The 12744-nt window shown below is 51.3% G+C and carries 15 protein-coding genes and 1 pseudogene; all 16 read left to right on the top strand.

Going from position 1 to position 12744, the window contains the following annotated elements:
* Nucleotides 1-28: 28 nt before the first annotated feature.
* The 16 genes and pseudogenes from R8695_RS07255 (at nt 29) to R8695_RS07330 (ending at nt 12721) form a co-directional block, all read left to right on the top strand.
* Nucleotides 29-241: a hypothetical protein gene (locus R8695_RS07255; protein ID WP_154779945.1), complete on the top strand. Its 213-nt coding sequence runs from the start codon at nt 29-31 to the stop codon at nt 239-241.
* Nucleotides 242-858: 617 nt separating this feature from the next.
* Nucleotides 859-1203, top strand: coding sequence for a helix-turn-helix domain-containing protein (locus R8695_RS07260; protein WP_167515454.1), 345 nt, complete (start codon nt 859-861; stop codon nt 1201-1203).
* A gap of 419 nt (nt 1204-1622) precedes the next feature.
* Entirely contained in the window at nt 1623-2378 is a 756-nt protein-coding gene (locus tag R8695_RS07265) for a sigma-70 family RNA polymerase sigma factor (RefSeq protein ID WP_154779943.1), read from the top strand.
* Between the two features lie 94 nt (nt 2379-2472).
* Entirely contained in the window at nt 2473-3030 is a 558-nt protein-coding gene (locus tag R8695_RS07270; RefSeq protein ID WP_154779942.1) for a DUF7768 domain-containing protein, read from the top strand.
* On the top strand, nt 3020-3442 hold the full coding sequence (locus tag R8695_RS07275; RefSeq protein ID WP_154779941.1) for a hypothetical protein: 423 nt from the start codon (nt 3020-3022) through the stop codon (nt 3440-3442). The genes R8695_RS07270 and R8695_RS07275 overlap by 11 nt, the downstream gene beginning before the upstream one ends.
* On the top strand, nt 3439-4092 hold the full coding sequence (locus R8695_RS07280; RefSeq protein WP_154779940.1) for a hypothetical protein: 654 nt from the start codon (nt 3439-3441) through the stop codon (nt 4090-4092). Before R8695_RS07275 ends, R8695_RS07280 begins: the two co-directional genes overlap by 4 nt.
* Nucleotides 4093-4103: 11 nt before the next feature.
* Nucleotides 4104-5327, top strand: a complete 1224-nt coding sequence (locus R8695_RS07285) for a DUF2800 domain-containing protein (RefSeq protein ID WP_154779939.1) — start codon at nt 4104-4106, stop codon at nt 5325-5327.
* A gap of 45 nt (nt 5328-5372) precedes the next feature.
* On the top strand, nt 5373-5957 hold the full coding sequence (locus R8695_RS07290; RefSeq protein ID WP_154779938.1) for a DUF2815 family protein: 585 nt from the start codon (nt 5373-5375) through the stop codon (nt 5955-5957).
* 69 nt (nt 5958-6026) lie between these two features.
* Entirely contained in the window at nt 6027-8033 is a 2007-nt protein-coding gene (locus tag R8695_RS07295) for a DNA polymerase (protein WP_308418810.1), read from the top strand.
* Nucleotides 8034-8046: 13 nt separating this feature from the next.
* Nucleotides 8047-8385, top strand: coding sequence for a hypothetical protein (locus tag R8695_RS07300; RefSeq protein ID WP_154779936.1), 339 nt, complete (start codon nt 8047-8049; stop codon nt 8383-8385).
* 80 nt (nt 8386-8465) lie between these two features.
* Nucleotides 8466-9533 carry a DUF932 domain-containing protein gene (locus R8695_RS07305; protein WP_154779935.1) on the top strand — a complete coding sequence of 356 codons (1068 nt, stop codon included), beginning with the start codon at nt 8466-8468 and terminating at the stop codon, nt 9531-9533.
* A 9-nt stretch (nt 9534-9542) separates the two neighbouring features.
* A complete protein-coding gene (locus R8695_RS07310; RefSeq protein ID WP_154779934.1) occupies nt 9543-9779 on the top strand; it encodes a hypothetical protein in 237 nt (78 codons plus the stop codon).
* A complete protein-coding gene (locus R8695_RS07315) occupies nt 9766-10185 on the top strand; it encodes a VRR-NUC domain-containing protein (RefSeq protein ID WP_308418809.1) in 420 nt (139 codons plus the stop codon). Before R8695_RS07310 ends, R8695_RS07315 begins: the two co-directional genes overlap by 14 nt.
* Nucleotides 10182-11564, top strand: a pseudogene (locus tag R8695_RS07320) (SNF2-related protein). Before R8695_RS07315 ends, R8695_RS07320 begins: the two are co-directional and overlap by 4 nt.
* Before the next feature lie 9 nt (nt 11565-11573).
* Complete coding sequence (locus R8695_RS07325) at nt 11574-12341, top strand: hypothetical protein (RefSeq protein ID WP_154779933.1); 768 nt, start codon at nt 11574-11576, stop codon at nt 12339-12341.
* Complete coding sequence (locus R8695_RS07330; RefSeq protein ID WP_154779932.1) at nt 12341-12721, top strand: hypothetical protein; 381 nt, start codon at nt 12341-12343, stop codon at nt 12719-12721. Before R8695_RS07325 ends, R8695_RS07330 begins: the two co-directional genes overlap by 1 nt.
* Nucleotides 12722-12744 lie beyond the last annotated feature (23 nt).

Raw genomic sequence — 12744 nt, forward strand, 5'->3', positions numbered from 1 at the left:
CCGTGTAAGGAAAGGAGCGTACTGGTAAATGAATACTACGAATAACAATGCTCGCCATGAACATTCACATAGCGATTATGTCAGAACACAGGGGAACTTTGCAAACACAACAAATGACGATGTGATCATTATGAAAAGCATCAGGGAGATTACCAGCCGGGGCAATAATGCCGAGGTAAAACGGCGCAGCGATGGAAGGCTGGCTGTTTATGAAGTGAAAAAGAGTATAACCATCGGATAATTGGATTCGATGAAGGGCTAATAGGAGCCGAGGATTGTGGTTGAAGAACCATGGTCTTCGGCTCCTTTTGTCGTTTCAGGGGGGAAAACATATCGGCATTTTGCACAAATTAACGACTTGCTTCTGAATCTTTTGACAAAATTTGCTAAAAACCATTTACGATTGATACGATATCTGCTATGATAAAAGATACCACAAAGAATAGTGGTGCCATAAATAAGTTGAATAGAAGCAAATTTTATTGTCATAGGAGGTGTACGGAAGGATAATTTGATTTCAGCCTGATTCGCATGGTAGGAGGCATAGCGAATCGGCGAGCGGTGTGAAGAGCACCTTACATAGAGTTGATTTAGATTATTTAATTTCATGATGATAGAACCACAGTTATAAGGTTGGTTCTTATTTCAAAGTCAATGATATGTAGGTCGCAGTGCGCTCGTTTGTGGGTTGAAAGACAGTTATTGTTCTGATACACACGGCTTTTTAAGAACATACAATCTTAAAGGACCGAAAACACATCAGAGAAGCAAGTGTAGCGTTTGGTAAGTGCCAGCGACCTGTTCTCATGTGTTTCGGTCCTTTTTTATTACCTACAAAAGAGGAAGGAGGTGTCTGGCGTGATCGATGTACATAGCGAGGAGTATATCCTTGGGCAGAACATAAAAAAGTATCGAGCGTTGAAAAAATGGACGCAGAGCAAACTAAGCGAAGCTGTAGACATTGATCGCGCCGAGATTTCCAAATATGAGAGTGGCCAAAACGGGGAGATGGGATTTAAGATGCTGAAGCGGTTTGCAAAGGCATTGGATGTTTCAACTGAGCAGCTACTCGATGAGGAGGATGAACCTCCTGAGAAAAATGAGCAGCATATAGAAAAATATGAAAGACTAAATTCAGAAAATCAAAAAATGATAGATAAAATGATGGATGCCTTATTCCTACAACAATCAATGGCATCGTGATCCGTACAGTGAAGATGACTGTGCGGATTTTTTTTGCCATTTTTCAGGCTGTGATGAAATGTGGGAAATTTCCCACATAAGTGTGGGAAGCACACCATCGGAAAAGTTCAGCCATCCTGTTATCATATAATCAGTCCAAGGGACAAGCCCACAGAGTCAAATGAAAGCATCTGTCGGCAAGCCCCGGACAAATAAAAAAATATTGTAAGCCCGATTCTAGAGCAGGCGAAGGATACCATAGCAGAAATTCACAGAACAGCGATTTGTTTGCTGGCTGTGGAGGTGTGCGGTTGGGATTATTCCTGCTGTCTCTGGAATCGGTTTTTTTTGTTTTATACTCCTGCCAGTTAGATCAGTGCCTCATCAGCATCCTGCTTCGGTATCTTTCCCTTTCAGAGTCCGGGGGAAAGGACAAAACAATGATGATGAACATGATGACCGGAGCAGTTGCAATCAATGGTGGCGTTGGTGTGATGGAGATTCGCCAGCCGCAGATGGTGGAGAAAGCGGTACAGGACGCAGGATATATCGCCGCAGATATCGCAGAGAATGCGCATATCACCTTACATGAGTTAAAGGAAAAGATTGACGCAGTGGTGGAAAAGAAGCTGCCGAGTTTCAAGGCACTGATGGAGATGAAACCGATGGCTGTTGCACAGACAACCGTGGATGATGCTTCCCTGACCGTTTACCAGAACGGTTATGCAGTCTACGAGATGGATGACGCACACACGATCATTGCAGTGGACCGCTGTGGTGATTACCGTTATGACTTTACAGATGGTACATATCAGGTAGTGCCGGCTGAGACTTTTGAGGAGACCGAGTGGAGCGTCCGTCTGCTCATGGAAGGGGAACGCCGGATGGAGCACAATCGGAATAACCGTACTGCTGAGACTGAAAATGTGTCCCTGGAATGTGATGGTTCCGACTGGTCGGCAGCCGTCATGGTGGATTTTTTGGATGAGGACAATGCCGAGATGTTGGCAGACCGGGAACTTTGCCGTTTGTATGCAGCCATGAGTAAGCTGACTGAGCGCCAGTCGGAGATCCTTCAGCTTTACTTTTATAAAGGTATGAACCAATACGAGATTGCAGAAGAACTTGGCATCTGCCAGCAGTCGGTTAACCGGATCATGAATCAGGCGGTAAAAAGGCTGAGAAAAAATTTCTAAAAAAGTTTTTAGAAAAGTGTCTGTTAAAAGGCTCAAAAAGATGTTCATAGTGAGAGGGTTACTTCTCAAGTACATGAACAGGAGGTCAGAACTTATGAGTGCAGTAAGTATGAATGAAGCTGCAAAGAAAACTGCCCAGTTAGAAAATGCGAAGGAGGCCCGTCCACCCGGCGGTGCACCGCAGGAAGGACACCTGCCAAGAAAAATCTTCGTCTGCTCACCATACCGCCCTACTTCACAGGACGAGAAGTGCAGAAAAGATGAACTGGAAGCAAACATCCGCAGAGCAAAGATGGCCTGTCGGATTCTTTCCACACTGGGCTTTCTGCCACTGGCACCGCACCTGTATTTCACCCAGTTCTTAAAGGATGAAGAAAAGCAGGAACGAAATACCGGCATTCAGCTTGGAATGCAATGGCTGGAGGAGGCAGATGAACTCTGGGTGTTTGGGAGTACCGTGTCGGAAGGCATGGCTGCTGAAATCAAGAGAGCCCATGAGTTGCAGAAAAAGGTCCGGAATCTCCCGGAGCCGGGGCGTGTGGTTGAACTGCTTTTGAAAAACATTTCAGAACAGTACCATGTGCCGTTGGATGATAAGAAAACAGAAGGGCAGCAGGAAGCTGCAGAAAGTGAGGAAGACAATGGAGAATAAGAACGAGAAGAGCATGACTCTGGAGGAAATGATCGGCGAGATGCTGAAGGACGCCAAGGTGGTAAAGGTTCCGCTTCCTGTCAAGGCAGAGGAAGAAAAGAAAACTCAGAAGCAGGACAAGCCGATGCCGGCACGCCCGCTTGGTGCTCCACTCCTTTCCATTAACATCGAGAACCTGCATCTCCACATGGATGAGCGCATGACCTCTTACAACTACGGCTTCGGTCAGGAGCCGGATGCTGAGGCAGACGACTCGGCAGAGGACATCGACTTCGATGAGATGCTGGATCGCATCCATAAGGAAACCGGTCTGTGTGAGAAGGTCATTCTGGCAGTTCTGAAGGCACAGGCCGATTATCTGGATGACCTGTGGGGGGATGAGGAAGAAAACGGAGAGGAGAAAAACGCATGATGGACGAACTGAATGCCTTGAATGCTCCGAAGAAAGTTGTGGATGGTCTGGTCGAGGTCTTTGACGGTCTGGCACAGATGTTTGCCGGCGTATCCGAGCAGCTGGATATGCTGGCAGAAAATGCAAAGACGGAAGATGAACTGGAGCTTCCGGTGGCAGAACAGCCAGTATTGCCCGTAACAGAAAAGAAAGGCCCGGCAGTTGTGCATCCCCGTAAGAAGCCGGTCAAGAAAACCAAAAAGGTGGAAGAGACGGCTCCTTCGGCCATCGAGGAAGCTGCAGAGGTGCCTGTGGTAGAAGATTCTGGCGAGGCAGAGGAAGCAGTGAACTCCGAGAGTTCAGAAACTGCAGAGGATGAGCATCCGGTGGATGATGCGGATGCGCTGCCGTGGGAAGAAGATACCGGCCAGAAAGAAGCACCGTCCGACAAAACCGCTGGCAAGGATACACCTGCTGCCAAAGATGAAACACAGTCTGCAGTGACGATCACCAAGGACGAGATCACGGCGGTTATTGTCGCCAAGATCAAGAAGAAGCGTGATAACAACGAGAAGATCGGCCAGCTTCTGAAGATTTATGGTGTGACCCAGCTGTCTGACCTGCCTGCAGAGAAGTACGAAGCATTTCTGGCAGATGTCTCCCAGATTTAAGGGAGGTCATCATGCCGGAAGTACATGCAATCCTTTCTGCTTCCAGCTCGAAGAGGTGGCTGAACTGTACGCCATCTGCAAGGCTGGAGCAGAACTTTCCAAATGAATCCTCGGTGTATGCCGAGGAGGGTACTGCCGCCCATGCATTGGGCGAGTACAAGCTGCGGAAATATCTGCATGAACGGGTGAAGCGTCCAACCTCCGAGTATGAGGATGAAGAGATGGAAGCGAACACCGATATCTATGCGGAGTTCATCATTTCCACAGTGGAGCGTATCAAGGAGACCTGTCCGCATCCGCTAGTCATGGTGGAGGAACGGCTGGATTACAGCTACCTCGTTCCGCAGGGATTTGGTACGGGTGACTGCGTGATCATCGCAGACGGGACACTGTATGTCATGGACTACAAGAACGGCAAGGGCGTGTTCGTAAACTGTGACCACAATCCGCAGATGATGCTGTATGCCCTGGGTGCTTACCACGCCTACGGATATCTGTACAGCATCAAAAAGGTATCCATGACCATTATCCAGCCGAGACTGGAAAATATCTCAACGTTTGAATGCAGTGTGGAGGAACTGCTGGACTGGGCGGAAACCTATGTCAGACCGAGGGCAAAGCTGGCCTTTGAAGGAAAAGGCGAGCAGGTTCCCGGAGACTGGTGCCGGTTCTGCCGTGCCAGAACTTCCTGCAAAGCCTGTGCCGATGAAGCAATGGCTCTGGTGAAAGAAGAGTTTCTGGATCTGGATGCCGGTGTGCTGGAGGATGAAACCGAGGAAACGGATGCGACAGCATCCTTTGATCCGGATACCTCCGTGCCGACCTTTAAATCCCCAGCACTGCTTTCCAAGACAGATATTGAGAAGATGCTGCCGACTCTGAACCGTATCGAGTCCTGGATCGAAGCTATCTTTGCCTATGTCAGTTCCGAGGCCATCAATCATGGTGTCAGCTGGGATGGGTATAAGGTGGTCGAGGGCAGGAGCAAGAGACAGTTCCTTGATACGAAATCAGTGGTGGCCGCGGCAGAGAAGGCCGGATACACCGATATTTATAAGACGGAGCTGATTTCCCTGACAGCCTTTGAAAAGCTCATGGGTAAGAAAAAGTTCCAGGAGATTCTGGGAGAGTATGTGGTCAAGCCACCCGGTAAGCTGGCACTTGTCCCGGATTCGGACCCCAGAGAAGCAGTCGATCTGCAGACTGCGGAAGATGAATTTGCTGTCCTCGACTGAGGGCAGCGGCAATACACAAAAACAGATTGATGGAGGATTTTTATTATGGCTAACAAGATTTCCAGTGCAACTAAGGTCGTTATTCCCTGCCGTATCTCTTTTGCAAACATCTTTGAACCGAAGAGCATCAACGGCGGCGAGGCTAAGTATTCCGTTTCCTGCCTGATCCCGAAGGAGGACAAGAAGACCCTGCTGGCGATCCACAAGGCAGTGGAGGCCGCCAAGGAGGATGGCAAGACCCGCAAGTGGGGTGGAAAGATCCCGCCGACCCTGAAACTGCCTCTGCGTGACGGCGACATCGACCGCCCGGACGATGAGAATTACCAGGAGCATTTTTTTGTGAATGCTTCCAGCAAGGATGCTCCGCAGGTCGTAGACCGTCATGTCCAGCCTGTGACAGACCCGATGATGGTCTACTCCGGCTGCTACTGCAACGTCAGCGTGAACTTCTACGCTTTTAACGCCAACGGCAACCGCGGTGTGGCCGCTGGTTTGGGAAACGTACAGTTCGTCAAGGATGGTGATCGTCTGTCCGGCAAGGCATCGGCAGAGTTTGATTTTGACGCGCTGGACGATGAGGATGTTCTGGGTGGCGATGCCGGTGAGGAACTGCCGGATTACCTTCGCTAAGAGAAACACAGATAAGTAACCGTGCCGGGGGATGTCAGGGTGTCCTCCGGCTTTTTACATCGAATAGAGGTGAGATATTTGAAAGAAACGCTGATCGATATTGAGACCTACAGCGAGGTGGACATCGGAAAATGCGGCCTGTACCGCTATGCCACAGATCCCAGCTTTGAGATCCTGCTGGTAGCCTGGGCAACTGATGAAGGGGATGGTTTTGGCAAGACCAGATGTGCAGACCTTGCATCGGGAGAACCGCTCCCGGAAGAGCTACTGGAGGATTTCAAGTCTGGAAATGTGCGCCTGATCGCCCACAATGCTTCCTTTGAGCGGGTCTGTTTTTCCGTGCATCTGCAAAGACATCTGCCGGGACAGTATCTGAAACCCGGAGAGTTCCTGTCGCCAGACAGCTGGATCTGCACGATGGTTATGGCGGCATCACTGACTCTGCCAATGGCTCTGAAGGATGTTGGCACCGTGCTGAAGACCAGCCAGCAGAAAGACAAAGAAGGTGAGCGGCTGATCAGGATGTTTTCCATGCCCTGTAGGCCAACGAAAAGCAATGGGATGCGTACCCGGAATCTTCCGGAGCATTACCCAGCTGACTGGGAGAAGTTTAAGTATTACTGCATTCAGGATGTCAACACCGAGGTGGACATTTACAAGAGGTTGAAGAAATTCCCGATGCCGGAGCAGGAATGGAAGCATTACCGGGTCAATGAGCGCATCAATGACCGGGGCGTAAAGATCGACACGGAGCTGGTGCAGCAGGCCATTGCCTGTGATTTGATGCTCTCGGACGCCATGAGTAAGAAAGCCTACGAACTGACCGGGCTTGAGAACCCCAACTCTGTGTCACAGCTGAAGTCATGGCTGGATGAGCGTGGCATTCCGATGGATACACTTGGCAAAAAGGATGTAGCCCAGATGATCGAGGAACTGGACAAGAACGGAGTGGATGCCGAGGCAATGGATATGCTGAAGCTCCGGCTTCAGATGGCGAAAAGTTCTGTGAAGAAATACCAGGCGGCAGAACGCTGTGTCTGCTCAGATGGCAGAGCCAGAGGACTGTTCCAGTTCTATGGGGCCAGCCGCACGGGTCGGTATTCCGGTCGGAATATCCAGTTACAGAATCTGCCACAGAACCATATTTCCGCGCTGGATGAGGCGAGGGAACTTGTGAAGCTGGGGTGCTTTGATATGGTCGAGACCATCTACGGCAACACCCCGGATGTGCTTTCACAGCTGATCCGAACCATGCTGATCCCCAAAGAGGGCTGTGAGTTTATTGTGGCCGACTTCTCCGCCATCGAAGCCCGTGTGCTTGCATGGGAGGCTGGAGAGGACTGGAGACTGGAAGCCTTTCTGGAAGGAAAGGACATCTACTGTGCCTCTGCCAGCCAGATGTTTCATGTGCCGGTGGTGAAGCACGGCATTAACGGGGAACTTCGGCAGAAAGGAAAGGTGGCAGAGCTGGCCTGCGGTTATGGTGGTTCTTCCGGCGCACTCATCAGCATGGGTGCTCTGCAGATGGGTCTGAAAGAAGAGGAACTGCCGGAGATCATCGATTCCTGGCGGGAAGCCAATCCGAAGATCGTCCAGTATTGGTGGGATGTGGAAAAGGCGGCAACACAGGCGTTCAAGACCGGAAAGAGACAGGAGATCGGCAAGCTGGCATTTGAGTTTTATTCCGGTACGCTCTGGATGCTGCTGCCTTCTGGCAGAAAGCTGGCGTATCTGAAGCCGAGACTGCAGCCGAACCGTTTCGGACGGATGAGTCTGACCTATGAAGGAGTGGGGCAGAACCACAAATGGGCCAGACAGGAAACCTACTCCGGCCGGCTGGTGGAGAATGCGACACAGGCGATTGCCCGTGACATTCTGGCAGAAGCAATGGCTCGGATGGAAGGCTATGGCCTGAATATCGTAGGTCATGTTCACGATGAAGTCATCATCGAAGCACCCAAGGATCGGTACACGGTGGATGAGGTCTGCAAGCTGATGTCCGTTAACCCGGAGTGGTGCAAAGACCTTCCTCTGAATGCTGCCGGATATAAGGGCAGCTACTACTTTAAGGATTAAAGGGGGGAGCGAGATGCCTCACGTTCTAAAAATGAAAGACGGAAAACTCCTGACACCCTTTGGCATCCGGGATCTGCTGGATGCGGTGCAGGACTATGCCGGCGAGGAACTCCGCTGGGAGATCGAAAGCTATATCGATACCAATGTGGGAGACATTGATGACTATGAAAAGGAGTATGACCGCATGGAGCAGGACAATGAACGCCTTGCCGACCATCAGCGGTCAGTCCTCTGCAATATCCGGGACGAAGTGGAGGCTCTGGACACACTCCTGCAGGACACCCGGCTGAACCGCCGACGTATGCAGGGAACTGTCCGAATAATCCAGCAGATGATCAACCGGGAACTGTAAACACGGTGCTCTTGTTACAAGGACACGGACGCATAAATAGGCGTATAAATATACGCCGCAGAAATGAAAGGGAAAACACTATGAAAACAGGAAGAAATTTGCAGGAAGTCCTGGTTGAGCTGAACCGTCAGAATCAGGCAAAGCAGGACTTTATCAGTCCGGCGCAGGGAATGCGCCTCCGGGAGGATGGACAGACTTTTGAGATCAACCATCTTACAACCAGCCAGCAGGAAGTGTTTGGTACGACCTCACTGTTCCACCGCCAGGTTGCATCGGCACTTGGTATCCCGGCAAAATACTATGACCTGATGCAGACACAGAAGCCGGAACTGCTGGCTGAGAATGTGAACAGCTGGTTTGTGGACAAGCCCAGTTCTTACATGGTTCGCTCGATGGATTACGGTGCCGGACAGGTGGCCCGTGCGCTGCTGTCGGAACGCTATCGCCGTATCGACAACATGGAGATCGCCACAGCAGTGTTGCCACTGTTTGCAGGTAACGACCAGTACGAGGTCATGTCCTGTGAGGTGACGGAGAATCGTCTATACCTCAAGGTGGTCAATCACCGTCTGGAGATGGAAGTCCGCAAGGGTGACATTGTCCAGGCTGGTGTGATGATCTCCAACTCTGAGGTCGGTCTGGGAGCTGTGTCCATTCAGCCGCTGGTGTACCGTCTGGTCTGCACCAACGGTATGGTAGTCAATGACATGGGTGAGCGCAGACACCATGTCGGCCGGCAGGCAAAAGCGGTGGAGGACAGCTTCGCACTGTATTCGGATGAGACGATGGAAGCGGAAGATAAGGCGTTTCTTTTGAAGCTGCGTGACACTACGATGGCTGCCATCGATGAGGCTCGCTTTTCTCAGGTGGTCGGCCGTTTGCAGGAATCTATGGAAGTGCCGATCACCGGCAAGGTACAGGATGTGGTGCAGCTGACTGCCCAGAGCTATGGCATCAATGCCGAGGAACAGGAAGGTATCCTCAAGTACCTCATTGAAGGCGGCGACCTTTCTCTGTACGGTCTGTCCAATGCGGTGACCCGCGCATCGCAGGATGTTGTCTCCTATGACCGTGCTACCACATTGGAGGGCATCGGCTGGCAGGTCGCCACGATGGAGCCGCAGCAGTGGAAGCAGATCAATCAGTGAGGTGATGGTATGGAAGATGTCATTCACTGGATTACAGAACACAAAGAGGAACGCTCCCCGAACAGGAAAGTCAGTCACAGCCACCCGGACCCGACTGCCAATGAAGCCATCGGCAATGTGATCAGGGAAGAGCGCAGGAAGAAGCACCAGAAAAGGAAACACCCTAAAAGGGAACACCAGGAAAAGAAGCATCCACGCATCGGTGTCTGGCGGGCTGAGGAGGCGAAGGCAGATGAGGGAGAATGAAGTCGAAAAGCGGTTTGTAGCTGCGGTGAGGGCCGTCGGAGGACAGGCCCTTAAATTTACCAGTCAGAGCATGAACGGTGTGCCGGATCGGTTGGTTCTATTGATCGGTGGCAAGTGTGCGTTTGTGGAGCTGAAAGCTCCGGGCAAGCAGATGCGAATCCTTCAGCGGAAGCGCAGACAGCAGCTGGAGGCACTGGGCTTTCCGGTGTTCTGTGTTGACCGTTTGGAGCAGATCCAGCCTGCGGTGGACGCACTCCTGCACTGGACGCCGGGTGAACCTATCCCACAGGGGATCGGAGTAAAGATCCCGGAGATGCCGGAAGTTACGCTGCCGCAGGGAGATACACAAAGCAAGGAGCCGGAAACACAGGCACAGGATGCCGGGGAGGAGGTGATGCCGCTATGAAGTTCATTCCACACGATTATCAGAGTTACTGCACCGAGTATATTAAAACGCACCCGATTGCAGCCCTTTTTCTGGATATGGGCTTGGGTTAAGGAAAGACCGTTATTACACTCTCTGCTATCAAAGACCTCATGCTGGAGACCTTCGAGGTCAATAAGGTTCTCATCATTGCACCGCTGCGTGTCGCCCGTGACACATGGCCGGCAGAGATCGAAAAGTGGGATCACTTAAAAGGGCTGGACATTTCCGTCATCGTTGGAGATGTTAAGACCCGGATCGCGGCAGTCCACCACCCGGCGATGATCTACATCGTCAACCGGGAGAACATCAAGTGGCTGGTGGAGTATTACGAGAAAAATGGAATGCGCTGGGATTTTGGCATGGTTGTGATCGATGAGCTGTCATCGTTCAAGAACTATCAGTCCCAGCGTTTCAAGTTTCTGCGAAAAGTGCGGCCATTTGTGAAGCGGTGGGTCGGACTGACCGGCACACCATCCTCTAATGGTCTCATGGATCTGTGGGCAGAGATTGGGATTCTGGATGGCGGGGAGCGCCTTGGAAAATTTATCGGCCGCTACCGGGAAGCCTACTTTAAGGCTGGGTCGATGAATCCGGAGACAGGCATCGTGTTCCAGTATGTACCCAGACAGGGAGCAGAGGAGATGATCTACCAGCGGATCTCTGACATCACGATTTCCATGAAGGCTCTGGACTATCTCAATATGCCGGATTGTGTACCTACAAGGTGCGAAGTCGAGATGAATACGCAGGAAAGGGAACTCTACGATATGCTTCGGAAGGATCTTTTGATCCCGCTGAAAGACGGTGACATAGACGCTGCTAATGCTGCATCCCTGACAGGGAAGCTGTTGCAGATGAGCAATGGCGCGGTCTATGACGAGAACGGCAAGGCACGAGTCATCCATGACCACAAGCTGGAAGCTCTCGAAGACCTGATCGAGGCGGCCAACGGACAGCCGGTGCTGGTAGCTTACTGGTTCAAGCATGACCGGGAGCGTATCATCAACCATCTGTCGAAGCTGAAGATCAAAGTCCGGGACATCAAGAGTAGTACCGATATCAAGGATTGGAACGCCGGGAACATCCCGGTCGCACTGATCCACCCTGCATCGGCCGGACATGGTCTGAACATCCAGCAGGGCGGACACATCCTGATCTGGTTCGGGCTGACCTGGTCTTTGGAATTGTATCAGCAGACCAATGCCCGTCTTTGGCGGCAGGGACAGACCCATGTGGTGACCATTCACCACATTATTACGAAGAATACCGTGGACGAGGATGTCATGGCCGCGTTGGAACAGAAAGATATGACACAGGAAAAACTGATCTCAGCAGTCAAGGCGCAGCTGGGGAGATAGGAGAAGATTATGGAAAAGAATACGACCAATTACAAGTTTCTGAATGCAAAGGATCGTGCCACTGAGAGAAAGAACTCTCACAGCGTTCTGGATACCGACCGATATCACTACATGACTGCACCGCATGTGCAGACCAGCAAGCGGAAGCGCGACAGAGATGGATTTTTCACACCGTATGAGATGTTCCATCCGTATAGTGGCACCGGGCTGTTGTGTGCAATCTTCGGGGAAACACCTGCCCGTAAGACCTCCGACTTGCGGGGCACACAGGATATGCTGGCGAAGGAAGCCTATGAGCATGAGATCGAACTGTTCATGTGTCAGGCAAAATCCTACGAGCTTCAGTTCTACAAGCGTTTCTGTGCGGAAGACCGTGCGGAGGAATGCTATGCGAAAGCAGTGGCAGCAGGAAAACACCCGGATGCACCGAAGCTGACAGCGGAGGATACCAGACAGACGATTTTGGATGCGGTTACCTGGCGTTTCGATTGGATTCAGCAGAACAAGAGAAAATGCTATCGCTTTGCTGAGATCCTGATTGACGCGAAGGAACACCGTCTGGTGACAGACAGGGAAGAAGAAGAAAACTTTGTTGACCTGTTTGTGCGGAATGCAGCTCTGATGCCGGAGCCGAACCGCAAACTGATCGACTGCATGTACGAGGCGGCATGGTATTCCATCTATATGTTCAAGTATGGATTGGATAGACAGAAGGTGCCGGCACCATGGTACGACACGAAAGAGCATGATTCAGGAAAGGGCAGGGTGAACGACTGATGGGAATGGCAGCAGACAATTTGGAATGCTACGAGAATCTGGCGAATGCAATCATCCTGCAGGCTGTCAAGGATTACAAAACCGTACTGTTCCGTCTGGAGAACCATCCGAACAACCGGGATGCGCAGTTTGAGAAAAAGAGGCTGGAAGGTTTCTTTCACTCCAACTGGTATAACACGCTGACGGATCTGGATGCCGGCACACTTATTTCGGGTGTGCAGGCAAGAGTGAAGGTCGAAGCTGTGGAGCGTAGAAAGAGGAGGGCAGAAAACCTGCGCCGGAAAGCGGAGTGCGAGATGAAGAAGCTCGTGAAGCTGCTCACGGAAGCCGGTGCCGCTCTGACTCCGGAGAACATCCGGGCGTTAGGTGACATTGCGTGATAAAAATAAACAGACTAGAACAG

The organism is Blautia luti (assembly GCF_033096465.1).
In the GTDB taxonomy this organism is placed as follows: domain Bacteria; phylum Bacillota; class Clostridia; order Lachnospirales; family Lachnospiraceae; genus Blautia_A; species Blautia_A luti.